We start from the raw sequence: 25,635 nt of genomic DNA on the forward strand, positions 1-25,635 counted from the left end.
GCTGTCCGTGTCCAAACTGGCTGCGCCAATAACGCCTGGTGGGATAGGCTCTAAAAGCTAACCACGCTCCATTGAATGAAGGTCTGTTCATTTTGCTTACCCTCTAAAAATTCTGTGTAGATCATTAATTCTCAACACGTATCTCCATAGGCGCTGCTTTCTTCTGATTGTCAGAATTCACCTTGTAAAACGCTTTCACGCTCAGGCCAGGCCGCTGCGATTAGGGGTCAGGTAGCGGCCGCATCAGTAAAGCAGGAGCAGTGTAAAAGGCATAGCTACCGCACATAACCACCGAGTGGGGTTACGCCATTTATTCACTGTAAATGCCTTTAAAATCAAAACAATAAATCCGGCCAGACATAAATCTGGCCGGAAAAACAGCCGTTAAATTTCTTTGTTCGCCTTGAAGTCGTAACCTGCGGTGATAGTGCCGCCGCTGCCACCCTGCTGGTTCTGCACCACGTATTCCTGCTTCACGGTGCTGAAGGAGAGCTCAATTCGCTCGCGAGACGCGATTTCGCCTTCTCTGTTACCGCTAGGTGAAACGACCGCAACGATCAGATCGGTAAAGGTGTACTTGAGGTACTCCAGCGGGTTGCCGCCAGCCTTACGCATAACCAGAATGGCCTGCGGAATGTGCTTGCCGGAGGCGCAGTATTTGAACAGGTTCGGGCTGGCGCGATCGATATAATGCTCGAATTCCAGATTAGTGACGGAGACCTTACCGGAGCCGAGGCCGCTACCGGCGTGCATGGTGGATTCCTGATGAATATTCCAGCGCCAGCCCAGCACCTCGATTTCATTTTTGTGTTTATCATCCATTGACTCGCCGTCAATGCCGTCAATTTTCAAAAAAATGTCATAAGCCATTTTTATATCCTTATTAAGTTTTACTTAAAATTAATCTGATTTTATCTACATCTTTGTTTATAGATAAATCATTGCCGTACAGAATCCCTCTCCAATAATTTCAGGAGAACAGAAGACTGTATATTTTTCCGGTACCGATAATGTATTTAGTTATTTTATGAGTTCGCGTTATTTAATGGATATAAATAATGCCTCATAACTTCCGATAATAAAAACTATAACCTGTACTGAAATTTTCACGTCTCAAATTGCTAATTACAGATAAAAGATACAGACTGGTCTTCTGGCGACCCCTCAAAATCACGGGTCTTACAGCGAGTAGAAGAAGCAGGTATTGGTTGCGTCAACCATATCTGTTCATGACCATAAATGCACGAAACCCAATAGCGATCGGTTTCTTTATCGCTAACACGTTCTGTTTCCCATACAGACCAATTTTCACCGTTTACTTTTTTAGTCTCTGGTTTGAGATCCATCAGGTTTTCAGGTTTACCCTGCGTTACCCCAATACTACTTAACCATAAACGCGACATATATCGGGGAGAAAGCTGCCACGGCGCTGGGACATCAGACTTCAGGCTCACAGCAGAAGACTGAGTATCAATAACAGCCGGACAACTAACTTCCCAAGCCACAGCATATTGTGAAAAGAGCAGAACAATACCAGGTAACAGATGAAAAGTTGAGCTTATGGTCATAATATGTATTTCCTACTCAATAATATAAAAAGCTTCGGCATTGTTACTGGCATCCGGATATGTGCCATCACTACGTATCCCACCTTTACGAGAAAGTGAGCGGGACGAGATTTTTTTCTTCTTTTTCCACTGATCCATAACATAAATATAGTTAGAATCCTGTTCAAGATAGAAAGCCGCATGTTTATGCACAGCGTCACCAGTTGGGTATTTACCATTAACAAAAGTTGCGATTGCTGTCCCCCTGGGGATCGACTTATCCCCAAAAACCTTCCGCCCTTGCTTCCAGGTTCCTGTAACCCCCAAATGTGCATATTGCTTGACTAAAGCCACACACTCCCCATCACCGACCTGATCTTTCCCTTGCAACGAATCAACCAAACCGTAAATATATGCCATATATCCCTCTTTATATTCTCTATCTTCTCTGACTTCACTCGCTTAAACATTCACAAAATAAATGCATCAGGCATTGCCCTGCTTCACTGACGGCAGTTTTGTCACCAGGCGCAGCGATCCCGTCAGCCCTTCAAGCTGGAAATGCGGACGCAGGAAGAATTTCGCGTCGTAATAACCTGGATTGCCTTCCACCTCTTCCACCACTACTTCAGCGGCAGCCAGCGGACGACGGGCTTTAGTTTCTTGCGAGGAGTTCACCGGATCGGCGTCGACATAATTCATAATCCATTCATTTAGCCAGCGCTGCATATCCTCACGCTCTTTAAAGGAACCGATTTTGTCGCGGACGATACATTTGAGGAAGTGCGCGAAGCGCGAGCAGGCGAACAGGTACGGTAGACGGGCGGACAGGTTGGCGTTGGCCGTCGCGTCCGGATCGTAGTATTCCTGTGGTTTTTGCAGCGACTGTGCGCCGATAAAGGCGGCATAGTCTGAGTTTTTACGGTGGATCAACGGGATAAAACCGTTTTTCGCCAGTTCAGCCTCGCGGCGGTCAGAGATGGCGATTTCGGTCGGGCATTTCATGTCCACGCCGCCATCGTCAGTCGGGAAGGTATGGCAGGGAAGATTTTCCACCGCACCGCCTGATTCCACACCGCGAATCAACGTACACCAGCCGTAGTGTTTGAAGGAACGGTTGATGTTTACACCCATCGCGTAGGCCGCGTTGCTCCAGACGTATTTAGTATGGTCAGAACCATCCGCATCTTCTTCAAAATCAAACTCGTCCACCGGGTTGGTTTTTGCGCCATATGGCAGGCGGGCAAGAAAACGCGGCATCGTCAGGCCAATATAACGGGAGTCTTCGCTGGCCCGCAGGGAGTTCCACGGCGCATATTCCAGGTTCTGGGTGACGATTTTGGTCAGGTCGCGAGGATTCGCCAGTTCCTGCCAGGAGTCCATTTGCAGTACCGAGGGGGAAGCCCCGGCAATAAACGGCGCATGGGCCGACGCGGCAACTTTGGCGATAGAGCCAAGCAGATCCACATCGGGCGGTGTATGGTCGAAGTAGTAATCCGCAATGATACAGCCATAAGGTTCGCCGCCTAACTGGCCGTATTCGGCTTCATACAGTTTCTTGAACATCGGGCTTTGATCCCAGGCGATGCCCTTGTAACGCTTCATGTTGCGCCGCAATTCATCTTTTGACAGATTCATGAAGCGGATTTTCAGCTTTTCGTCGGTCTCGGTGTTGTAAACCAAATGCTCCATACCGCGCCAGGAGGATTCCAGCTTCTGCCAGTCGGGATGTTGCAGAATCAGTTTGATCTGTTCGGTCAGTTTAAAGTCGATCTGCGCAATAATAGCGCTGATGCTTTTATAAGCGTCATCGCTGACGGTGATCGTGTTCGCCAGCGCCTGTTGCGCCAGCGTCTGCACCGCGGCTTCCACGGCTTTTGCCGCCTGGGTAGTCTTGGGTCGGAAGGCCTGATTCAGCAACGCATCAAATTCACCGGATGCGGAGACGGTATCCTGAGCAACCGCGTCGGTTGCCTGCATATTACTGTTTGCCATGAAAATTCCTTAAAAATTCGACGTTATTCCGCTGATTCATTATCCGCTGACACACCTTGCTGGGTAGCGGCCGGTTTCGGCGCATTCGCCAGCGTTTTCAGCAGGGTCGGGTCCTGCAACAGTTTATTGACCAGATTTTCCGCCCCGGCCTTACCATCCATGTAGGTCTGGAGGTTCGCCAGTTGGGTGCGGGCTTCCAGTAACTGGTTCAGGGCGTCCACCTTGCGGGCAATCTGTGCCGGCGAAAAGTCGTCCATATTTTCCAGCGTGATATCGACCATCAACTGACCTTCACCCGTCAGCGTATTCGGCACAGCGAACGCCACGCGCGGCGCAATGGCTTTCATGCGCTCATTGAAGTTATCAATATCAATATCGAGGAATTTGCGATCCGTCACCGGCGGCAGTTCTTCCCGCGGTTTCCCGGCCAGATCGGCCAGCACCGCCATCACGAACGGCAGCTCGATTTTTTTCTCGGAACCGTAAATTTCTACGTCATATTCAATCTGCACGCGCGGCGCGCGGTTACGCGCGATGAATTTCTGCGCGCTATTGTTGATAGCCATAATCCTTCATTTCCTTTTTAGTCAACTGGTTGCCGCAAGGGGAGCGGTATACCGGTACAGTTTTTAAAATCGCACTACGGACACTTCGAACGGCCGGTTTCAGCAAACGATCTCAAAAACAATCTGCTCCTCACCATTAACGCCGATATCAATCTGCCTGATCGCGGCTTTTTCCGTCATGGCCTGCAACCAGTAGCGCGACAGTCGTGGCAGAATGTGCTGTTCGATGTAGCCAATCAGCAACCGCGCGCCCGTTTCATGCATTGGACAGCACGCCACAATATGTGCGACCAGTTCCTCGCTATACGTCAGCGTCACGCCGTGCTGTTCACCCATCCGCGCCACCAGCCGGTCAAGGTGCAGACGGGCAATCACGCCACGCGACGTTTCGTCCAGCGGCAGGTAAGGGATCACCGTCACGCGGCCCAGAAATGCCGCCGGGAAATGCTTGCGCAATTCCGGCATTAGCGCCTCTTTAAGCCCCGTAGCATCGGGCATTAAGGCCGGATCTTCACAGAGCTGGCTGATGAGGTCGGAACCCACGTTGGTGGTGAGTAGTAGCGTGGTGTTTTTGAAATCGACATGTGTTCCCTCACCGTCCTCCATCCCGCCCTTGTCAAACACCTGATAGAAGAGTTCGTGAACGTCATGGTGCGCTTTTTCGATCTCGTCGAGCAGCACTACGCTCCAGGGGTGGCGACGCACCGCTTCCGTCAGCACACCACCCTCGCCATAGCCCACATAGCCGGGCGGCGCGCCTTTCAGCGTGGAAACGGTGTGAGCCTCCTGGAACTCGCTCATATTGATGGTTACCAGGTTTTGCTCACCGCCGTAGATAGCCTCCGCCAGCGCCAGCGCGGTTTCGGTTTTACCGACACCGGACGGCCCGGCCAGCATAAACACGCCCACCGGTTTTCGTGGATCGCCCAGTCCCGCCCTGGCGGTCTGAATACGTTCACCAATCTGCGCCAGCGCGCCGTCTTGCCCGGTAACGCGTTGCGCCAGTCGGGCAGGCAGTTCCAGCACCTGGCTGGCCTCATCTTTCACCATGCGCCCGGCAGGAATACCGGTCCAGTCGGCGACAATCGCCGCGACCACCGCCGCGCTGACTTCCGGGAACACCACCGGCGCGTCGCCCTGCCACTCCCTTAGCGTCGTTTCGGCCTGTTGCAGCGTGGTTTTGTCATCAGCATCAGACTCTGCGAGACGCAGTTCCTGCAACGTATGTACCAGTTCCAGCTCCCGCTGCCAGCGGGATTCGGATGCAGTCAGTTCATCGTTGAGCGAGAAAATTCGCGCCGTCAGCGCATCGCGCCGCTCATCTGACTGAATCCCCATTTTTTCCTGCTTCTGCAACAGCGACCGTTCCATTTCCGCCGCTTTTAGCTGCTGGCGCAGGAACTGTACGCTGGCAGGCGGCGTGTGCAGCGTCAGCGCCACGCGGGCCGCGGCGGTATCCAGCAGGCTGATGGCTTTATCCGGCAACTGCCGGGCGGGAATGTAACGGTGAGAAAGCTGTACCGCCGCACGTACCGCCTCATCCAGAATCAGTACGTTATGGTGTTTTTCCAGCGTATCCACCAGACCACGCACCATTTCCATTGCGGGGATCTCTTCCGGCTCGGCAATCTGCAACACCTGAAAACGACGGGTCAGCGCCGGATCCTTCTCAATATGCCGTTTGTATTCGCTCCAGGTGGTGGCGCCGATAGTCCGCAGGGTGCCGCGCGCCAGCGCCGGTTTCAGCAGGTTAGCGGCATCGCCCGTGCCGGATGCGCCGCCCGCGCCCACCAGAGTGTGGACTTCATCGACAAACAGAATAACCGGCTGCGGTGAGCGCCCGGCCTCTTCCAGTAACCCTTTCAGACGCGATTCAAACTCGCCTTTCATGCTGGCTCCGGCCAACAGAGCACCAACATCCAGCGCCAGCAGCCGTACTTCCCGCAGCGCGGGCGGCACTTCCCCCTGCGCAATCGCGAGGGCAAAACCTTCGACGACCGCCGTTTTCCCGACGCCCGCCTCACCGGTCAGTAGTGGATTATTCTGACGACGGCGCAGCAGAATATCCGTCATGGTGCGGATTTCATGCTCACGCCCCGTCACCGGGTCGATTTTGCCGTCGCGCGCCTGTGCCGTCATGTCCTGACAATATTTCGCCAGCGCGGATTTACCGTCCTGCACGCCGCCGGGAATCGCCTGACTGCTTTCACCGGGAATGGCTGATGCCAGGCCGGAGCCGTCGTAAGGGCGCTCCTGCGCTTCCGGCGATGTTTCGATCAACGAAGGCAATATTTCCGTCAGTTCATCAACCGGAAGCGTTGCCAGCGGCGCGCAGATACTGTTCAGTACCCGACGCAGTTCTGGCGTGGTCAACAAGGCCAGCAGCAACCAGCCGCTGCGAATTTTGTTATCGCCGTAACGGACGCTTGCCAGCATCCAGGCCTTTTCAACGCTGAGATCGATATGGTGAGAAAAATCACTGATGGCGCTGGCCCCAGCGGGCAGCATCTCCAGTTGCCGGAGTAACGCTTTCTCCACATCGGAAAGAGGGATCTGGTAATGCCGAAGAACGTGGAGAATATCGTTATCGGGCTGCTGTGTTAACTGGTGCAGCCAGTGGGTCAGCTCAACCCAGGGATTAGAGCGTAGTTTGCAAAATGCCGTCGCCGATTCCAGCGACCGGAATAGTGGGCCGGCCAGTTTTCCATACAACGCACTGCGTGAAACAGGAGTTTCCATTTGTTATGCCTTGGGACATAAAAATTCATAAAAATAGCGCATCAATGCACATGAATATATAAACAATTCTTTATTAAAATGTTCGACAAAATATCGAAACAAAACAATGATACAGATCAGGGACTAATTAGCAACCAGGCCGTTAATATTAAACAATCAAGTAATGGCAAGATAAATCGTAATTATATAATTAAATGAAATAATATTTCAAAAAGGCATTTGTGCATATAGCAATGCATTCACGACAACAATAACAAAAGGGTGTCATCAATAATGAACTTCTATGAAGTTAGTTAAACTTATTTATGAATTAAAGCTCCCTAAACGTTTCCTCCAGAAAAATAAATACATTTAAGAGCCTATCCCACCAGGCGTTATTGGCGCAGCCAGTTTGGACACGGACAGCGCGCAAAAACCGGAGCGTACACGTAGTACGTGAGGATTTTGAGCACTGCCCAGGTCCAAAATGGCAAGTAAAATAGCCCTAATGGGATAGGCTCTAAGGGACATAATGAAACAAGACATGTGGGAATTACGGAAAATACAGTCGCAGGGTATAACGGATAACGCACAGTATCCCGCCGGGACATACATCGTATTTACTGCCGCCGCCCCCTACATTCCGCTTTTTGAGCAACATGGGAAAGACGATATCGCGCTCAGTCTTGTTCGCCACGAAGAGGCGTGGTGGATTGTTAATCACTCGGATGAACTGTGCTGTGCCGTCAATGAGCAGGTGATGGAACCTCATCACCGTATGCGGCTGAATGATGGAGATACGATTGAATGGGGTCTGTCATCCTGGTGCCTTGCCCGCACCAATGATGAGTCCCGTCCCGATGTTTCGTTTCCTCAGTTGGTTCAGTCATCTGAATCCGTTGCTGAGTACCTGGATCTGGACTGGTTTAAACAGCAACAGCTCAATCCGCAGAACCCGTTCGATATTATTCCCGTCCGGGAAACCGCGCCCTCTTACACCGGCCATGAAGCGGATAGCACGCTACACCAGCTTTACCAGGAATATCAGCAGGCATTACGGCCCTCCGGGCAGGAAAAGCCCCTCCGTCCTAAACCGTTTCCCCGAAATGAAGACGCTGTCACTCAGGATTTGACGTCGTTATACGATAAAAAGGGCGACACCGACACGTTACAGGATATGGTGGCAGGCGCGCCCGGTATTGATGCCATTCTGGATACGCTGGACGCGACCGGTGAGGGTGAAATGCACTGGCTGGCGATGGAATCAATGCCCGATATCCTGCAACTGCTCTCGCCGGAACTGGCGGGGAAAACCGCACATAGCGAGATACTGCCCGATCTGACCCGCCGCGAGCATCGTATTATTGGCATCGACAGCCACTACCGAATCACTCCGACACAGAAAAATGGAAATACCGCCCATGAAAAAAACTGACACGCTTCCTGCTACTCTGTCCGCGCTGATACAGGAATATTCTATTGCACAGGGGATTCAGATGGCGGAGCAGCAGGTTCGGGAAAATCCGGCGAAGGCGCTATGCCGCCACAGCCTGTTTCAGTTGCTGTGTGTGGCCGGAGATTGGTCGCGGGCGCTACACCAGCTTCAGCTATGTGCCAGAATGGAGGCCAATTATACCCAGGAGGCCCGGCTGTACCGGGAGCTGGTTCGCTGCGAAATGTTCCGCCGCACCGTTTTTCAGGGTGAACAACGGCCAGGTTTTCTTCTGCCGCAGCCCGTCTGGGTGGAGTCACTCCTGGCGGCACTCGCCTGTCATGGCGATACCGGTGAGGTTGATAAACACCGTAATACCGCACTGGAAGCCATAACAGATACTGGCGGGCAGTGGAACGGCGGCGCATTTGACTGGGCGAGCGACAGCGATTCCCGCCTTGGCCCGGTACTTGAGCTGGTCACCGGCGGCGTGTATATCTGGCTGCCGTTTTCGCAAATACGCTCGCTGGAATCGCCGCAACCAACACGCCTGACCGATTTGCTGTGGAAACCCGTTAATATCACCCTGGTGAATGGCGATACGCACGGAGCCTGGCTCTTTACCCGTTACAGCGGTTCGGAAAGTGCATCCGACGCCCTGCGTCTGTGCCGGGAAACCGCCTGGCAGGACGGCCCCGGCGAAACCACCGTGGGGGCGCTGGGGCAGAAAGTCTGGCTGACCAGCCACGGCGATATCAGCCTGCTGGACATGGCCCATTGTACCTTTCATGCTCAGGAAAACGATGGCGCATGAGCACGTCCCGTTTTACACCCGCTAACCACCTGCTGCCCACCCTATTTGATCGGCTGTGTGACAATGCTCCGTATCAGAAAATTGACCGGGATATCAGCGTCACGCCGGTACAACTGAAGGAGATCATTCGTCGGGATCTCTCCTTTTTGCTCAATACCATTAGCCACGAGGGTGACATCGACGCCCGGCGCTATCCGCAGGCGGCGGCGTCAGTGCTCAACTATGGCCTGCCGCCGCTGGCGGGCAGCTTTATGTATGAGCATAAGTGGGACGATATCAGCGAGGCGATTCGGCGCGCCATTATTCGTTTCGAACCCCGGCTGAACGCCGCCACACTCAGGGTCACGCCATTGCTCGATAAAACCCGGCAGGGTAGCTATAACACGCTACAGTTTGAAATTCGCGGACAAATTCTGACGCAGCCGTATCCCACGGAGTTTCTGGTACGCAGCGCGTTGGATATGGAGCTGAGCCGCATTACGTTCTTTTAATACAGGGCATTATTCATGGATCCACGGCTACTGGAGTATTACAACCGCGAACTGAGCTACCTGCGGGAGACCGGTGCTGAGTTCGCCACCCTCCATCCCAAAATTGCCGCCCGGCTGGGGATGCAGGGAAGCGATATTGCCGACCCGTATGTGGAACGCATGATCGAGGCGTTCAGCTTTCTGAGCGCCCGTACTCAGCTAAAAATTGACGCCGAGTTTCCCCGCTTCACACAGCGATTACTGGAAGTCGTCAGCCCCAATTACGTCACCCCCACGCCATCGATGGCAGTGGTAAAACTGTATCCCGATACGCAGGAAGGCGACCTGGCGAAAGGGGTCACCGTGCCGCGCGATACCGCGTTCATTTCCCCCATCCCGGAAGGCGAAAATACCGCCTGCCAGTTTCGCAGCAGCCAGGACGTCACGCTGTGGCCGCTGTCCATCGAGGAGGTACGCCTGACCGCCGCGCCGCCGGATATGCCCGCCCTGCACCGCTATCTGCCGCCTAATATTTATGTCGCCGGGGCATTGCGCATCACCCTGCGAACCTTCGGGGAACTGACTTTCAGCGAGCTGGCCGGTCCGGCACGGCTGCCCTTTTACCTCTGCGGCGAAGAACGCATTGCGTCACACCTGTTTGAGCTGCTGCATACCAGCGCCGTCGCCACACTGGCCGGTGAACCCGGTCACTTTGACGGCGAACTGAATGTGAATCTTCAACACCCGGTGGCGCACGAAGGGCTGGAGCCAGGGCAGGGGCTGCTGCCGCTCGCCTGGAACGTGTTTCACGGCCATAATCTGCTGCATGAATTTTTCGCCTGTCCGGAGCGGTTTTACTTCTTCACCCCGACCGGATTGTCTGCCGGTCTACAAAAGGTGCAGGGCAATGTGGCGGAAATTATCATACTGCTTAACCGCCTGCCGCCGGACTGGCTGATTCATCAGACGGACGCTGCACAGTTCAGCCTGTTCTGTACGCCGGTGATCAACCTGTTTCCCCGCACTACCACCCGGATTGAAGTCACTCACAGCGTGACGGAACAGCATCTGGTGGTGGATCGTACTCGTCCGCTGGATTACGAGGTGTTTTCTGTCCAGGAAGTTGAAGGCCTGGAAGCGGAAACCACACGGAAGATGATTTTTCGTCCGCTGTATCACACCCGTAATAATGACGAAGGCAACCACGGGCGTTATTTTTCACTGCGTCGTGAGCCGCGCCGCTCGTCAGAAAACGCCCGCCGCTATGGCACCCGAACCCCCTATACCGGCTCGGAAGTCTTCCTGTCGCTGGTTGATCAGCATGAAGCGCCCTACCCGGAAAATCTGCGCCATATCACCGTCACGGCAATGGTGACTAACCGCGATCTGCCCTGCCTTATTCCACGTAATGGCCGGGATGATCTGACCGTAGATGCGGCGATTCCGGTGGCGGGCGTGGGTCTTATCAGACCGCCGCGCCCGCCGCAGCCGCCGCTGGCTGAACGCGAAATGGCCTGGCGGCTGATCCGGCAATTGTCGTTTAATTATCTGCCGCTGGCCGATCTGGATCACCGCACCGGCGGCCAGGCGCTGCGCGATCTGCTGAACCTGTTTATCCCGGCTCACGACAGCCCGCAGTCGCGCCAGGTGCGCAGCCTGATTGGCTGCAAAACCACCCCGGTGACCCGCCGCCTGCCCGGCTCCGGCCTGTTGGTCTATGGCCGGGGCGTCAGTTGCGAACTGACCGTGGACGAAGAAGGATTTTCCGGTATCAGTCCTTACCTGTTCGGTCTGGTGCTGGAACACTATATTGCCCGCCATGTTTCCATTAATACCTTCTCACAGATGACGCTGCACTCGATGCAACGCGGGCATGTCATGACCTGGCCGGTCAGAACCGGGCAACGGGGGAGCATATGACCGGCGCTCTCGACCAGGCGCAGAAAACCCCATGGCGTTACGGATTCCTGAACCTGATGCGGCGCGTGGATGCCCAGCTCTGTGATACTCCGGCAGGCAGTATCTGGCAGCCACGGATGGAAAAATTCCGTCTGGGACAGACGCCGACGATGACCTTTGCGCCACGGGAAATCGCCCAGGTCAGCTGGCAGGATGGACGCCTGCACCTGAGTCTGTACAGTCTCGGACTGTGGGGGCCAAACGGCCCGTTGCCGCTGCACTATACCGAGCTGGCGCTAAATCGCTCAGAGAGCCGTCACGATCCGACGCTGGTTCATTTTTCCAATATTTTTCACCACCGCTGGCTGACGCAGTTCTGGCAGGCATGGCGCAGCGCCCAGTCCGCTGGTGGCGGGCTGGACAAACCGGAACACGACCGCTTTGCGTTTTATATCGCCAGTCTCAGCGGGCAGGATCTACGGGAAAGCGCCGAAAGCCCGCTGTCAGATCATGTTCGCCTGGCGGCCTCCGCTCATCTGGTACGCGAATCGCGCAATCCTGACGGGCTGGCCGCCACGCTGGCGCACTATTTCAGCGTACCTTTTGCGGTGAAAGAGTTCGCCCTGCACTGGATAACGGTGGCGAACGATGAAATCACCCGTCTGGGCACGCCCGCGCAGTCTTCGGTGCTGGGCAACGGGGCGCTTATTGGCCAGGCCGTACCGGATATGCAGTACAAATTCCGGCTAATTATCGGCCCGCTCACGCTGGAGGATTACCTGCGTTTTCTGCCCGGCGGCAACAATCTGCCCGTGCTGACAGAACTGGTGCGTACGTTCATCGGTTTTGAATATTGCTGGGAAATTGAGCTGCAGTTGAAGCCCCATGCCGCACCGCCTGCGGTGATCGGCGGCGCGCAGCGGCTTGGCTGGACGGCCTGGGCAGGTAAAGCTATGCATGACCGTCCGGTGACTGGCATGATTTTTGAACCTGAACACGGCTTAACCCACTGAGAGTAATGATATGGACATGTCCCTGACTAAACCGGTAAGCGCGGAACAACCCTGCGGCCCCGATCCGGAGTACGATCCGGAATACCTGCTGCTGTTCAGCCGCGCCGCCCCCCAGGCGGAGGCGCAATATGGTGATTTTGTCAGTACGCCGGAAGCCGTGAACTGGCCGGAAATTGAGCGTGATGCGCGCCGTCTGCTCACGCGCAGTAAGGATATCCGGGTGTTGATCCTGCTGCTGCGCAGTCGCATCCAGCAGGCTGGCGCACAGGGACTGGCGGAAATGCTCACACAACTGACAGAACTGAGCGTAATCTGGTCTGATGCACTCCATCCACAGCTACTCACCGGCGAAGGTGCATCCGCAGAATCTGTTGAAGATGCGGCGCTGGCGCGCAGTAACGCTCTGGCGGCACTGCTGGATCACGAAGGCGTGATGGCGGATATTCGCAGTATCACGCTGTCCAACAGTGCCGCCCTGCGCCTTCAGGTACGGGATGTCGAGCGCGCGTTATCCGCTCCTCGCCCGGCTGATGCGCTGGCCCCCGAATCCGTCCGCCAGCAACTGGCAGACCTCGAAGCCCGTGGGGCATTACCGCTGGCGGCGTTTCGCGAAGCGCAGGAAAGCGCAGAACGCCTGCAAGTGTGGGCGCGTGAGACATTAGGCGATCTGGCTCCAGATTTTTCACGCCTGCGGCAGTTGTTGGCGCTGCTGCCTGACGTGGTACAGACAACCACGTCGGAAATCCCTCCGTCGCCAGCGCCAGACCCCGCAGGCACGGTTATGGATAATGCCGTTCCGGCACGGGCAGAGGATGTGCCGCCTGTCAACGCGCCACCCGGTATATCCCTCCCACACAATGCTGAACCGGGGCCAATTCGCGATCGTAATGATGCGCTGGAACGCCTGCGGTGCATTCGTCGCTGGTTTGAGAGCAGTGAACCCAGCAGCCCGACCATCCCACTGTTACGCCAGGCTGAAAGACTGGTGGGAAAACGGTTCTCGGAGGTGATCAATGAGATCCCGGTGGAGTTACTGGAGAAGTGGGATGCCCTGGAGTGATGATGCGCATGTCTGGCGGTTCTCCGTGATTATCTGAGTGACATCAACATTACGCAGTCTGCTTCTGCGCTGAACATGTCCCGATCCCGGTTAAGCACCGCCATGAGGCCGCGCCTTAAATGTCAGTGGGACAAAATAACCATGACAGTGAAAGAAGTGGCTGTAATATCCTGCTCGTCATCCAGGCGTAGACCCATTTGCGTCAGATTCCACGATAGGCGGTGGAACTTCTTGAAGACGAAAAAAAAACCGTATCCCTTTTACAGTGATACGGTTTTTTTTACTTCACAGGATGTATAAAAACACCCTGAGATTTGTATGTGGCGGAACGGACGGGACTCGAACCCGCGACCCCCTGCGTGACAGGCAGGTATTCTAACCAACTGAACTACCGCTCCGTGATGTTCCCGCTGGGAACGAGGCGAATATTACGGTTTGCGGTGTCGCCCGTCAACGCTTTTTCTCACCTTTTGAATCAGTTGCTGCAAAAATCGCCCGAAGGATGATTTTTATAGCCTAAAAAGGAATAAATTACGCCCGCCAAAGGCAACTTCCGCCCTTTTTCTGCACCAGATCAAGCCGCGATTCATGCGCAGCCAGCTCTTCCTCAGAGGCAAAAACGACCCGTAACCGGCTGGCCTGGCGAACGATTCGCTGAATGGTCGCTTCACCTTGCTGCCGTTGCGTCTCTCCTTCCATCGCAAACGTCATGGACGTTTGTCCGCCCGTCATCGCCAGATACACTTCAGCAAGGATCTGGGCATCGAGCAATGCGCCGTGCAAAGTACGTTTGCTATTATCTATCTCATAACGCGAACACAGCGCATCAAGGCTGTTACGCTTACCGGGGAACATTTTCCGCGCCAACGCCAGGCTATCGGTAACTTTGCAGAAAGTATTGGTTTTAGGAATATCGCGTTTAAGCAGACCAAACTCATAATCCATAAAGCCGATATCGAACGATGCGTTATGGATGACCAGCTCCGCGCCGCGGATATAATCGAGAAACTCATCGACCACATCAGCAAAAACCGGCTTATCCAGCAGAAACTCATCGGCAATACCGTGTACGCCAAACGCTTCCGGATCCACCAGCCGATCCGGCTTCAGGTAAACATGAAAATTGTTGCCGGTCAGACGACGGTTTATCACCTCAACCGCACCGATCTCAATAATCTTGTGACCTTCATAGTGCGCGCCTATCTGGTTCATACCGGTGGTTTCGGTATCGAGGACAATCTGTCGTGTAATTGCAGTGCTCATATCGGTCATTTATGTCAGACTTGCGTTTTGTTATCGATTTCAACTACAGGAAGTCTACCAGAGATGCTTAAACAGGTAGAAATTTTCACCGATGGCTCTTGCCTGGGGAATCCAGGGCCCGGTGGTTATGGCGCTATCTTACGCTATCGCGGTCATGAAAAAACGTTTAGTGAAGGTTACACGCTGACCACCAATAACCGTATGGAACTGATGGCGGCGATCGTCGCGCTTGAAGCGTTAAAAGAACATTGCGAAGTGACATTGAGCACCGACAGCCAATATGTGCGGCAAGGAATTACCCAATGGATTCATAACTGGAAGAAACGCGGCTGGAAAACAGCGGAAAAGAAACCCGTAAAAAATGTCGATCTCTGGAAACGTCTCGATGCAGCGTTAGGCCAGCATCAGATCAAATGGGTATGGGTCAAAGGCCATGCAGGCCACCCCGAAAACGAGCGTTGTGATGAACTGGCGCGCGCCGCGGCAATGAATCCCACGCAGGAAGATAGTGGCTACCAGGCAGAAGCTTAGCCATCCGGTTTGCGATATTGCCGGGTGGCGCCAACGGTCTGGCGGATAGGGGTTTTACTTTTATTATGTCGCAGCGGATTAAGCGTAAGCGGGATGGTCCGCTTACGGGCCACAATAAGCTGTAAACAGCCCAGCGCCGGGATATGCGTATTTAAAAGCCGCCCTCCCTGCTTTTTCCAGGGTAAGACATGAAAACGGCTATAATGTAGCACTTCGAAATTGAGTAAAGACAGCCAGTCCAGTTGCCGCATAAGGGTAAACATTCGACTATTATAGGGCGGTGTTTTACGTAAAACGGGTACCAGTTTACGTAACCCCATCAAACTCAGCGGATTAAATCCACTGATGACCAGCCAACCGTCATCAATCAATACGCGGTCGGCTTCCCGTAATAAACGGTGCGGGTCGGTACACCACGGCAAAGTATGCGCCAGCAGACAAACATCGACGGATTTATCCGCAAAAGGAAGATGTAGCGGATCGGCCAGAACCTGCATCGGCGACCCCTGCGATGAAACATTCACCTGATGGGAGACCGCGCACGCTTCGGAATTGATTTCTGCGCTTAAATTACCGATTTTAAGCAAATGGAAACCATACATTTTTGCAAACCACGGATTTAGCTGCTGTTCCAGCGCCTCACGGTAGTAATTGCCCCAGGGCAACTCACCCCAACATCCGGGCGCAACGACAGTTTGAGAGAGCCTTGCCGGTTTCATCGCAACCTTCCGCTAATTATTTGAGAGGTAATATATGAATCTTAACAGTATTCCCGCGTTTCAGGACAATTACATCTGGGTGCTGACCAATGATGAAGGCCGCTGTGTGATTGTTGATCCCGGCGAAGCGGCACCCGTCTTAAAGGCCATTGCTGAACATAAGTGGATGCCGGAGGCGATTTTTCTGACGCATCACCATCACGACCATGTTGGCGGAGTCAAAGAGCTGTTGCAACACTTCCCGCAAATGACGGTTTATGGACCGGCGGAAACGCAAGACAAGGGAGCAACCCATCTTGTTGGCGATGGCGATACTATTCGCGTTTTAGGCGAGAAATTTACGCTTTTTGCCACGCCGGGTCACACGTTAGGACACGTCTGTTACTTTAGCCATCCTTACTTATTCTGCGGCGACACGCTGTTTTCCGGCGGCTGTGGCCGACTGTTTGAAGGCACACCATCACAGATGTATCAGTCATTTATGAAAATTAATTCTCTGCCTGACGACACACTCATTTGCAGCGCTCACGAATACACTTTAGCTAACATTAAGTTCGCATTGAGCATACTTCCGCACGATTCGTTCATAAATGAATATTATCGTAAAGTTAAAGAGTTACGTGTAAAAAAACAAATGACATTACCCGTTATTCTTAAAAATGAGCGTAAGATTAATCTTTTTTTAAGAACTGAAGATATTGATTTAATTAATGAAATAAACAAAGAAACAATATTGCAACAACCAGAAGCGCGTTTTGCATGGTTAAGGTCAAAGAAAGACACGTTCTGATAATTCTTACTTGTCATTCGCTAACTTCGCCGTTATGATCGGTCGTCTTTTAAGCAACTATTGACACACACATGAAGGCAAAAGCGATATTACTCGCCTCTGTCCTGCTTGTGGGGTGCCAGACGTCTCAGAACACTGGCAACGTCCAACAGCACGCACAGAGCCTTTCTGCAGCTGGTCAAGGGGAAGCAGGAAAGTTTACGAGTCAGGCACGATGGATGGACGACGGAACGTCTATCGCGCCAGATCAGGACTTGTGGGCTTTCATTGGCGACGAGCTAAAGATGGGAATTCCGGAAAACAGCCGGATTCGCGAACAGAAACAGAAGTATTTACGCAATAAGAGCTATCTCCACGATGTAACTTTACGGGCAGAGCCGTATATGTACTGGATAGCGGGGCAGGTTAAGAAACGTAACATGCCTATGGAGCTGGTACTACTACCCATAGTGGAGAGCGCTTTTGATCCTCACGCAACGTCTGGCGCCAATGCCGCAGGCATCTGGCAGATCATACCGAGCACAGGGCGCAATTATGGTTTAAAGCAGACCCGTAATTATGACGCGCGTCGCGATGTTGTAGCCTCTACGACCGCCGCGTTAGACATGATGCAGCGTCTGAACAAAATGTTTGACGGCGACTGGCTGTTAACCGTTGCAGCGTATAACAGCGGCGAAGGCCGTGTTATGCGGGCAATTAAAGCAAACAAAGCGCGTGGAAAACCAACGGATTTCTGGTCGCTTTCTTTGCCCAGAGAAACAAAACTCTACGTACCTAAGATGCTGGCATTGAGTGAAATTCTCAAAAACAGCAAACGCTACGGTGTACGTCTGCCAACAACAGATGAAAGCCGAGCGCTGGCACGAGTTCGTTTAAACAGTCCAGTTGAAATGGCCCAGGTTGCGGATATGGCGGGCATGTCTATCAGCAAGCTGAAGACGTTTAATGCCGGTGTAAAAGGGTCTACCTTAGGCGTAAGCGGTCCGCAATATGTTATGGTGCCCAAAAAGCATGCCGAGCAGTTGCGTGAGTCGCTGGCTTCCGGTGAGATTGACGCCGTTCAGTCCCAACTGATCGCCGACAATACGCCGCTGAATAGCCGTAGCTATAAGGTGCGATCTGGCGATACGCTTTCCGGTATTGCTTCGCGGCTTGGCGTAAGCACGAAGGACTTGCAGCAGTGGAACAACCTGCGTGGTTCGCGCCTGAAAATCGGGCAAAGCCTGACCGTGGGAGCTGGCAGTAGCGCGCAACGACTGGCAAACAATAGCGATAGCATTACCTATCGTGTCCGTAAAGGCGATTCGCTTTCCAGTATCGCCAGACGTCACGGGGTGAATATCAAAGATGTGATGCGCTGGAACCATGATACGGATAATCTACAACCGGGCGATCAGCTTACGTTGTTTGTGAAGGACAATAGCACGCCAGACTCCTGATATTGTCCGACGAAAAAGCCAAAAGGCGCCGCTTCCCCCGGCGCCTTTTAAATTGCTATACCGCTTTATGCGCTTCCAGCATGATAATATCGCTGCTAAACGAGCCGTTATCCTGCAACTCAAAATAGCGCTTCACCTCTACCGGGGCACTCGCCTGATATAATCGAATCGCCTCAACCAACGGCGCTGGCGTACGCATCCGCGTTACCCATGAGCGAAACTCCAGCGATAAACGATCGGTTATCACGGTATTCGTTACCAGCATCGCGTTATTGACCATCGCCAGCCATTCACCACTGGAATAGTTACGGACATGCGACGTGTCGCGTAACGCCTCCACCGTTTGCAGCCAGATATCGCGTACAGGATGTCCTGGCGACATGACATCCATGATAATCAGCACGCCGCCGGGTTTTAATACACGATTAACCTCACGCAATGCCTGACCAACGTCGTGCCAGTGATGCGCGGAATAGCGGCTAATCACCACCTCAAACGATGCGTCTTCAAAGGGCAGCTTTTCTGCATAGCCTTGCCGGAGGGTAATATTACTTAAATGTCTTTCTTCCGCCGCTCCAGCGACAACCTCAAGCATGCTGGCGGATAAATCGTATGCCACGACCGAGTTGACATGTTGCGCAGCGACAAAACTCGCGTGTCCAGCTCCACATCCCATATCCAGTACGTTCGCGTGGGAAAAATCAGACAACCTTTGCGCCAGCCACGCTAAGTCACGACCTGCTGCGTGAACGGCGCTATGTAAATAGGCGTTCGCCTGTGAACCAAACTGCTTTTCAACATTGTCATGGTGGGAATGCGTTGTCATGGTAGTGCCCTTCTGTTATGAGAAAAATAGAGGGCAGCACCCGCAGAGGCCTGCCCCACGGCAGACCTGACGCACCTTTATTGCTCAGGTTTGCCGGGACTGAATTCAACGAGTAGCGGATTGTGATCGGAAGCGCGCGTCACCAGTACGGAGGCTTCATTCACGTTTAACCCACGATAAAAAACAAAATCCAGCGGTCGTCCAAACGCACGACGGCGCTGATCGTCAGTGAAACGAACCTGGCGCAGCGACATCTCACGTGCAAAGCGGTACAACGCATTCATACGTGGACGGCTCCAGGCATTAAAATCACCCGCCATAATGACAGGGCCGCTATGGTGCGCAATCTGGTCGCCGATCGGAAGTAACTGCTTACTGTATACGTCCACACCCAGACTAAAATTTACCGCATGAACATTTACTACCATTAATAAACGGGTATCCGGCAAGGGATATACCGTCACCAGGGCTGATTTCGCCAAACGTAAAATCGGTTCTCTTTCCCGTAAAGGGCAGCAGTAAACAGGATGGGCGGCAGAAAGCGTCATGACGCCAGACGGATGCTGAGGTAATACAAAAGCGGGAACCTGATCGGCAGCAAGATAGTTAGCGGTGGCAAACTGTACCAGTTCAGGCGTCGTCTGTGCCTCCTGCAACAGGACCAGATGCGCATCTTTGCCGTAGTTCTTCAGCACCGATAACCATTCGGCTCGCTGCTGCTTGAATATATTCCACACGAGGATACGGATCCGCTCTTCACTGCTTAGCGGTTCCCCGGCGGGCAATGCCTGGCCAATGCTCGCAAACGACCCTGGCGGCAAAATCCGTTCGGCGGGCTGTCCGGCAACATAGCGCATCGCATAGGTGTTTTTTCGCACTTTAGACTTTCAAACCTCTGTAACGTCAACCAGTCCGCAACCGGACTGGTTCTTCTGTTATAGGGATTTTAGCACTCACTTTCAACGAACAATTGCAGTTTGTTTTGTAAGTAGGCGCTTACATCAATAATTTACTCCAGAGCAATGCGTACAGGTTTATCAAGACGTCCGCTGACGCCCATTAGTAAGAAAGCCACCAGAACAATGAGGGCGCCAATCCACGGCGTCCGCGCCAAACCGTAATGCTCCACCGTTTGCCCGCCAATCACGGAGCCCAGCGCAATACCAATGTTAAACGCCGCAATGTTCAGACCTGACGCCACATCTACCGCATTAGGCGTGAATTGTTCCGCTTTCTGTACCACGTAGACCTGCAACCCCGGTACGTTACCGAAGGCAAAGATCCCCATCACCAGAATGGTAGCCAGCGCGGCATACTGCGTGGAGGCCGTCACCTGGAAGACCATCAGCAGTACAAACAGCGCGGCGAAAATAAATTTCAACGCCGGCACGGCACCATGCTTATCTGCCAGTTTACCGCCCCAGATATTGCCGATAGCCACTGATACGCCATACCCCAGTAAGATCCAGCTTACCGCTGCCGGGGAGAATCCCGCCAGATCCTGCATCATTGGTGCCAGAAAGGTGAATGCCGTGAATACACCGCCATAGCCCAGCGCCGTAACGGCGTAAATCAGCAACAGACGAGGATGAGCCAGTACTTTCACCTGGTCACGAATGCTGGCGGCCGCCCGACCGGGAATATTGGCAGGAATCAGCAATTGACTACTCACCAGCGCAATCACGCCTAACAGTGATACCGCAAGGAAGGTCTCACGCCAGCCAAAATGCTGACCGATGAATGTCCCCAGCGGCACGCCCGTGACCAGCGCTACCGTTAAACCACCAAACATAATAGCGATAGCAGAAGCCGCTTTCTCTTTTGGCACCAGACTTGTCGCGATGGTAGATCCAATCGAGAAGAACACGCCGTGCGCCAGGCCCGTCAGCAGACGGGCGACGATTAATGTCATATAGCCCGGTGCCTGCCATGCCAGCAAATTCCCCGCCGTAAACAAGACCATCAGCGCGACCAGTAACTGTTTACGCGGCAGGCGTCCGGTCAGTGCGGTCAGCACCGGCGCGCCAATAGCCACACCCAGCGCATAGATTGAAACCAGCATTCCGGCGGAGGGTAACGAGACAGCCAGTTGTTGAGCAATGGTCGGCACCAGGCCGACAATCACAAACTCAGTCGTACCGATAGCGAAGGCACTTATTGTCAGTGCAAATAAAGCGAGAGGCATACATAACTCCATAACAACAGTAATCAGATGACACGCAGTATGCCTGGATGTTTTAATGACAAAAATAGCCAAAATATCAATTTAATTTTGCTTCAGGAGCAAAAATGAAAGCCACCTCCGAAGAACTTGCAATTTTTGTCGCTGTCGTGGAAAGCGGCAGCTTCAGCCGGGCGGCAGAGCAGCTTGGACAGGCCAATTCCGCTGTCAGCCGGGCAGTTAAAAAGCTGGAGATGAAGCTCGGCGTCAGTCTGCTTAATCGTACGACCCGGCAACTGAGCCTGACTGAAGAAGGAGAGCGATACTTCAGGCGCGTGCAGCAGATACTGCAAGAAATGGCCGCCGCAGAAACGGAAATCATGGAGTCGCGTAATACCCCGCGCGGCTTACTGCGTATCGATGCGGCCACGCCGGTAATGCTGCATTTCCTGATGCCGCTGATTAAACCTTTTCGTGAACGGTATCCGGAAATAACGTTGTCTCTTGTCTCCTCAGAAACGTTCATCAATCTTATTGAACGAAAAGTGGATGTTGCGATACGCGCAGGCACGTTGACAGATTCAAGTCTGCGCGCGCGTCCGTTATTTACCAGTTATCGTAAGATTATCGCCTCACCGGATTATATTGCCCGTTTTGGCAAGCCAGAGACCGTTGAAGAGTTAAAACGGCATCTGTGCCTGGGGTTCTCAGAACCTGTTTCGCTCAATACCTGGCCGATTGCCTGTAGCGACGGGCAGCTCCATGAGATCAAATGTGGGATTTCTTCCAACAGCGGGGAAACGTTAAAACAACTTTGCCTGAGCGGTAACGGCATTGCATGTCTTTCAGATTATATGATTGATAAAGAGATCGCGCGGGGAGAACTGGTGGAACTGCTGGCCGATAAACGTCTGCCGGTAGAAATGCCTTTCAGCGCCGTTTACTACAGCGATCGCGCCGTCAGCACACGCATTCGGGCATTTATCGACTTTTTGAGCGAATATATAAGAACAGCCCCCGCAGGAGCTGTGAAAGAGGGTTAAAGGTACAAAGGATCGGGTAATTAATCCCAGGCAGGGGCCAGACCTTCCGGGCTAACCAGACGATCGTTGCAGTCCAGTGCCGCGATCGCATTTTTATCTTCGGCATCCAGATGCAGGTCCAGTGCCAGCAGGTTGCTTGCCAGGTTTTCACGCCTGGTGGATGAAGGGATCACGGAGTAACCTTCACCCATTGCCCATGCCAGAATAACCTGCGCCGGGGTCGCATTATGTTTAGCCGCAATGCGCGCAATCACTTCATCTTTCAGCGCTTTACCGTATGCCAGCGTCATATAAGAGGTGATGTGGATACCGTGCGCTTTCGCCCAGTCAACCACCTTACGATTCTGCAGATACGGAGATAGCTCAATCTGGTTGGTGGCGATATGGCCTGCGCCCACCGCGGCAATAGCCTTTTCCATCAACGGAATGGTGAAGTTTGAAACGCCAATTTCGCGAGTCAGCCCTTGTTTTTTAGCTTCCAGCAATGCCTGCATAAATTCTTCGACAGACACGGCATCACCCGGAGATGGCCAGTGGATCAGCGTCAGATCGACATAATAGGTACGCAGTTTTTTCAGGCTCTCTTTCAGGCTTGGGATTAGCTTGTCTTTGCTAAGGTTTTCAATCCAGATCTTGGTGGTGATGTACAGCTCATTACGCGGTACGCCGCTCTCAGCAATCGCCTGTCCAACAGCCGCTTCATTATCATAGATTTGCGCAGTGTCGACAGCACGGTAGCCCAGTTCAAGCGCCGTTTTAACAGAAGCGATAACCACGTCGTCTTTCAGGCGAAAAGTACCTAAACCGAATGCAGGGATAGTCATAGAATTCCTCTTTTTAATCACTATGTTCGTTAACTGAGGGGATTATGACCTTCAGCGCTTTGTAGAAAAAGAGCGAGAAATGCAGAGGATTTTTGCGAATTGAGCAATAATTAAATGACAGGCAAAGAAAAAGCCCTGAGCTAATGCTCAGGGCTTTTAATAAGTGGCGGAACGGACGGGACTCGAACCCGCGACCCCCTGCGTGACAGGCAGGTATTCTAACCAACTGAACTACCGCTCCACCGAATTCTTTTACAACCACTGATTTTTACATCAGTTTACTGCTTAAATTGATGCCTGGCAGTTCCCTACTCTCGCATGGGGAGACCCCACACTACCATCGGCGCTACGGCGTTTCACTTCTGAGTTCGGCATGGGGTCAGGTGGGACCACCGCGCTAGTGCCGCCAGGCAAATTCTTTTATGCTCAGTACGCAATTCTTTATCGCATCAGCGGCGTTGCCTGCGCTCGTAAAGTCAGTCACATACTTCTGTATGCTCCTTCCTTTCCTTCGCTTGCCGCCTTGCTGCTGCGCAAATTATTGCGTACTCAACTCTGAATCACTGCTGAAAATCATCTCTCAACCGCCAAAACATCTTCGGCGTTGTAAGGTTAAGCCTCACGGTTCATTAGTACCGGTTAGCTCAACGCATCGCTGCGCTTACACACCCGGCCTATCAACGTCGTCGTCTTCAACGTTCCTTCAGGAGACTCTAAGTCTCAGGGAGAACTCATCTCGGGGCAAGTTTCGTGCTTAGATGCTTTCAGCACTTATCTCTTCCGCATTTAGCTACCGGGCAGTGCCATTGGCATGACAACCCGAACACCAGTGATGCGTCCACTCCGGTCCTCTCGTACTAGGAGCAGCCCCCCTCAGTTCTCCAGCGCCCACGGCAGATAGGGACCGAACTGTCTCACGACGTTCTAAACCCAGCTCGCGTACCACTTTAAATGGCGAACAGCCATACCCTTGGGACCTACTTCAGCCCCAGGATGTGATGAGCCGACATCGAGGTGCCAAACACCGCCGTCGATATGAACTCTTGGGCGGTATCAGCCTGTTATCCCCGGAGTACCTTTTATCCGTTGAGCGATGGCCCTTCCATTCAGAACCACCGGATCACTATGACCTGCTTTCGCACCTGCTCGCGCCGTCACGCTCGCAGTCAAGCTGGCTTATGCCATTGCACTAACCTCCTGATGTCCGACCAGGATTAGCCAACCTTCGTGCTCCTCCGTTACTCTTTAGGAGGAGACCGCCCCAGTCAAACTACCCACCAGACACTGTCCGCAACCCGGATTACGGGTCCACGTTAGAACATCAAACATTAAAGGGTGGTATTTCAAGGTCGGCTCCATGCAGACTGGCGTCCACACTTCAAAGCCTCCCACCTATCCTACACATCAAGGCTCAATGTTCAGTGTCAAGCTATAGTAAAGGTTCACGGGGTCTTTCCGTCTTGCCGCGGGTACACTGCATCTTCACAGCGAGTTCAATTTCACTGAGTCTCGGGTGGAGCCAGCCTGGCCATCATGACGCCATTCGTGCAGGTCGGAACTTACCCGACAAGGAATTTCGCTACCTTAGGACCGTTATAGTTACGGCCGCCGTTTACCGGGGCTTCGATCAGGAGCTTCGCTTGCGCTGACCCCATCAATTAACCTTCCGGCACCGGGCAGGCGTCACACCGTATACGTCCACTTTCGTGTTTGCACAGTGCTGTGTTTTTAATAAACAGTTGCAGCCAGCTGGTATCTTCGACTGACTTCAGCTCCATGAGTAAATCACTTCACCTACGTGTCAGCGTGCCTTCTCCCGAAGTTACGGCACCATTTTGCCTAGTTCCTTCACCCGAGTTCTCTCAAGCGCCTTGGTATTCTCTACCTGACCACCTGTGTCGGTTTGGGGTACGATTTGATGTTACCTGATGCTTAGAGGCTTTTCCTGGAAGCAGGGCATTTGTTGCTTCAGCACCGTAGTGCCTCGTCATCACGCCTCAGTGTTAAAGTGAACCGGATTTACCTGGAACACACACCTACACGCTTAAACCGGGACAACCGTCGCCCGGCCAACATAGCCTTCTCCGTCCCCCCTTCGCAGTAACACCAAGTACGGGAATATTAACCCGTTTCCCATCGACTACGCCTTTCGGCCTCGCCTTAGGGGTCGACTCACCCTGCCCCGATTAACGTTGGACAGGAACCCTTGGTCTTCCGGCGAGCGGGCTTTTCACCCGCTTTATCGTTACTTATGTCAGCATTCGCACTTCTGATACCTCCAGCAACCCTCACAGGCCACCTTCACAGGCTTACAGAACGCTCCCCTACCCAACGAACGTATCCTTAAACCGACTCGACTTTGTATACGCTTTGACGTCGCTTCGCTCCGTCAATCGTCATCCGCTGAATCGCTTTAAGTGATACGTTCGCTGCCGCAGCTTCGGTGCATGGTTTAGCCCCGTTACATCTTCCGCGCAGGCCGACTCGACCAGTGAGCTATTACGCTTTCTTTAAATGATGGCTGC

Annotated in this window: 22 protein-coding genes, 2 tRNA genes, 2 rRNA genes and 1 pseudogene; 10 read left to right on the forward strand and 17 right to left on the reverse strand. The window is 53.1% G+C overall.

The window, feature by feature from the left end; translation table 11 throughout:
* Window positions 1-133 precede the first annotated feature (133 nt).
* From ACLD4K_RS20290 to tssH, 7 genes and pseudogenes are all read right to left on the reverse strand, one after another.
* Window positions 134-318, reverse strand: a pseudogene (locus tag ACLD4K_RS20290) (type VI secretion system lipoprotein TssJ); the annotation flags it as partial.
* 66 nt (window positions 319-384) lie between these two features.
* Window positions 385-870, reverse strand: coding sequence for an Hcp family type VI secretion system effector (locus ACLD4K_RS20295; protein ID WP_000312793.1), 486 nt, complete (start codon window positions 868-870; stop codon window positions 385-387).
* 251 nt (window positions 871-1,121) lie between these two features.
* Window positions 1,122-1,568: an STY0301 family protein gene (locus tag ACLD4K_RS20300; RefSeq protein ID WP_024146195.1), complete on the reverse strand. Its 447-nt coding sequence runs from the start codon at window positions 1,566-1,568 to the stop codon at window positions 1,122-1,124.
* Window positions 1,569-1,580: 12 nt separating this feature from the next.
* Window positions 1,581-1,967 (reverse strand): BPSL0067 family protein, encoded by a 387-nt coding sequence (locus ACLD4K_RS20305; RefSeq protein WP_023202546.1) that lies wholly within the window; start codon window positions 1,965-1,967, stop codon window positions 1,581-1,583.
* 66 nt (window positions 1,968-2,033) lie between these two features.
* Entirely contained in the window at window positions 2,034-3,542 is a 1,509-nt protein-coding gene (tssC, locus tag ACLD4K_RS20310; protein ID WP_000013884.1) for a type VI secretion system contractile sheath large subunit, read from the reverse strand.
* A gap of 23 nt (window positions 3,543-3,565) precedes the next feature.
* The gene (gene tssB, locus ACLD4K_RS20315) at window positions 3,566-4,108 is read right to left on the reverse strand and encodes a type VI secretion system contractile sheath small subunit (protein ID WP_000996815.1); all 543 of its coding nucleotides are present in this window, start codon (window positions 4,106-4,108) and stop codon (window positions 3,566-3,568) included.
* Window positions 4,109-4,207: 99 nt separating this feature from the next.
* The gene (gene tssH, locus ACLD4K_RS20320) at window positions 4,208-6,847 is read right to left on the reverse strand and encodes a type VI secretion system ATPase TssH (protein ID WP_411012402.1); all 2,640 of its coding nucleotides are present in this window, start codon (window positions 6,845-6,847) and stop codon (window positions 4,208-4,210) included.
* 511 nt (window positions 6,848-7,358) lie between these two features.
* Here tssH and tagK point away from each other — a divergent pair.
* Genes tagK through ACLD4K_RS20350 form a run of 6 tightly spaced genes read left to right on the forward strand, consistent with a single transcriptional unit; the run spans window position 7,359 to window position 13,514 of the window.
* Window positions 7,359-8,261: a type VI secretion system-associated protein TagK gene (tagK, locus tag ACLD4K_RS20325; protein WP_183059882.1), complete on the forward strand. Its 903-nt coding sequence runs from the start codon at window positions 7,359-7,361 to the stop codon at window positions 8,259-8,261.
* Window positions 8,248-9,072, forward strand: coding sequence for a type VI secretion system accessory protein TagJ (locus ACLD4K_RS20330; RefSeq protein ID WP_183059881.1), 825 nt, complete (start codon window positions 8,248-8,250; stop codon window positions 9,070-9,072). Before tagK ends, ACLD4K_RS20330 begins: the two co-directional genes overlap by 14 nt.
* Window positions 9,069-9,563 carry a type VI secretion system baseplate subunit TssE gene (tssE, locus tag ACLD4K_RS20335; RefSeq protein ID WP_000108007.1) on the forward strand — a complete coding sequence of 165 codons (495 nt, stop codon included), beginning with the start codon at window positions 9,069-9,071 and terminating at the stop codon, window positions 9,561-9,563. The genes ACLD4K_RS20330 and tssE overlap by 4 nt, the downstream gene beginning before the upstream one ends.
* 15 nt (window positions 9,564-9,578) lie before the next feature.
* Window positions 9,579-11,462 (forward strand): type VI secretion system baseplate subunit TssF, encoded by a 1,884-nt coding sequence (gene tssF / locus ACLD4K_RS20340; RefSeq protein ID WP_411012403.1) that lies wholly within the window; start codon window positions 9,579-9,581, stop codon window positions 11,460-11,462.
* Window positions 11,459-12,454, forward strand: a complete 996-nt coding sequence (gene tssG, locus ACLD4K_RS20345) for a type VI secretion system baseplate subunit TssG (protein WP_000145239.1) — start codon at window positions 11,459-11,461, stop codon at window positions 12,452-12,454. The genes tssF and tssG overlap by 4 nt, the downstream gene beginning before the upstream one ends.
* A gap of 10 nt (window positions 12,455-12,464) precedes the next feature.
* The gene (locus tag ACLD4K_RS20350; RefSeq protein ID WP_411012404.1) at window positions 12,465-13,514 is read left to right on the forward strand and encodes an ImpA family type VI secretion system protein; all 1,050 of its coding nucleotides are present in this window, start codon (window positions 12,465-12,467) and stop codon (window positions 13,512-13,514) included.
* Between the two features lie 321 nt (window positions 13,515-13,835).
* On the opposite strand, the gene ACLD4K_RS20355 is transcribed toward ACLD4K_RS20350, so the two are convergent.
* Together ACLD4K_RS20355 and dnaQ are read right to left on the reverse strand one after the other, a co-directional pair.
* A tRNA-Asp gene (locus tag ACLD4K_RS20355) sits at window positions 13,836-13,912 on the reverse strand.
* Window positions 13,913-14,045: 133 nt separating this feature from the next.
* Window positions 14,046-14,777: a DNA polymerase III subunit epsilon gene (gene dnaQ, locus ACLD4K_RS20360; protein WP_001670675.1), complete on the reverse strand. Its 732-nt coding sequence runs from the start codon at window positions 14,775-14,777 to the stop codon at window positions 14,046-14,048.
* Between the two features lie 63 nt (window positions 14,778-14,840).
* Between dnaQ and rnhA the strand changes: the two genes are divergently transcribed.
* Window positions 14,841-15,308 carry a ribonuclease HI gene (gene rnhA / locus ACLD4K_RS20365; RefSeq protein WP_000917872.1) on the forward strand — a complete coding sequence of 156 codons (468 nt, stop codon included), beginning with the start codon at window positions 14,841-14,843 and terminating at the stop codon, window positions 15,306-15,308.
* On the opposite strand, the gene ACLD4K_RS20370 is transcribed toward rnhA, so the two are convergent.
* Window positions 15,305-16,027: a class I SAM-dependent methyltransferase gene (locus ACLD4K_RS20370; protein WP_000801238.1), complete on the reverse strand. Its 723-nt coding sequence runs from the start codon at window positions 16,025-16,027 to the stop codon at window positions 15,305-15,307. The two genes, rnhA and ACLD4K_RS20370, sit on opposite strands and share 4 nt — an antisense overlap.
* A gap of 34 nt (window positions 16,028-16,061) precedes the next feature.
* Between ACLD4K_RS20370 and gloB the strand changes: the two genes are divergently transcribed.
* Window positions 16,062-16,817, forward strand: coding sequence for a hydroxyacylglutathione hydrolase (gene gloB / locus ACLD4K_RS20375; protein WP_183059877.1), 756 nt, complete (start codon window positions 16,062-16,064; stop codon window positions 16,815-16,817).
* Between the two features lie 71 nt (window positions 16,818-16,888).
* Window positions 16,889-18,256, forward strand: coding sequence for a murein transglycosylase D (gene mltD / locus ACLD4K_RS20380; protein WP_000644706.1), 1,368 nt, complete (start codon window positions 16,889-16,891; stop codon window positions 18,254-18,256).
* A 55-nt stretch (window positions 18,257-18,311) separates the two neighbouring features.
* Here mltD and ACLD4K_RS20385 read toward each other — a convergent pair whose 3' ends face one another.
* The 3 genes from ACLD4K_RS20385 to ACLD4K_RS20395 all read right to left on the reverse strand — a co-directional run bounded on the left by ACLD4K_RS20385 (window position 18,312) and on the right by ACLD4K_RS20395 (window position 21,267).
* The gene (locus tag ACLD4K_RS20385) at window positions 18,312-19,082 is read right to left on the reverse strand and encodes a class I SAM-dependent methyltransferase (protein ID WP_411012405.1); all 771 of its coding nucleotides are present in this window, start codon (window positions 19,080-19,082) and stop codon (window positions 18,312-18,314) included.
* A gap of 77 nt (window positions 19,083-19,159) precedes the next feature.
* Window positions 19,160-19,960 (reverse strand): endonuclease/exonuclease/phosphatase family protein, encoded by an 801-nt coding sequence (locus ACLD4K_RS20390; protein ID WP_001230970.1) that lies wholly within the window; start codon window positions 19,958-19,960, stop codon window positions 19,160-19,162.
* 131 nt (window positions 19,961-20,091) lie between these two features.
* Window positions 20,092-21,267: an MFS transporter gene (locus ACLD4K_RS20395; protein WP_411012406.1), complete on the reverse strand. Its 1,176-nt coding sequence runs from the start codon at window positions 21,265-21,267 to the stop codon at window positions 20,092-20,094.
* 104 nt (window positions 21,268-21,371) lie between these two features.
* Between ACLD4K_RS20395 and yafC the strand changes: the two genes are divergently transcribed.
* Complete coding sequence (gene yafC, locus ACLD4K_RS20400) at window positions 21,372-22,286, forward strand: DNA-binding transcriptional regulator YafC (protein ID WP_183055954.1); 915 nt, start codon at window positions 21,372-21,374, stop codon at window positions 22,284-22,286.
* 20 nt (window positions 22,287-22,306) lie between these two features.
* Here the strand turns inward: yafC and dkgB are convergent, their stop codons facing one another.
* The 4 genes from dkgB to ACLD4K_RS20420 form a co-directional block, all read right to left on the reverse strand.
* Complete coding sequence (gene dkgB / locus ACLD4K_RS20405) at window positions 22,307-23,110, reverse strand: 2,5-didehydrogluconate reductase DkgB (protein ID WP_411012407.1); 804 nt, start codon at window positions 23,108-23,110, stop codon at window positions 22,307-22,309.
* 164 nt (window positions 23,111-23,274) lie between these two features.
* Window positions 23,275-23,351: transfer RNA gene (locus tag ACLD4K_RS20410), tRNA-Asp, on the reverse strand.
* A 54-nt stretch (window positions 23,352-23,405) separates the two neighbouring features.
* Window positions 23,406-23,521, reverse strand: a 5S ribosomal RNA gene (gene rrf / locus ACLD4K_RS20415).
* 197 nt (window positions 23,522-23,718) lie between these two features.
* Window positions 23,719-25,635: ribosomal RNA gene (locus ACLD4K_RS20420) — 23S ribosomal RNA — on the reverse strand; the annotation flags it as partial.

Origin of the sequence: Salmonella sp. 741265055_HSA (genome assembly GCF_046569525.1) — a bacterium.
GTDB lineage: Bacteria > Pseudomonadota > Gammaproteobacteria > Enterobacterales > Enterobacteriaceae > Salmonella > Salmonella enterica.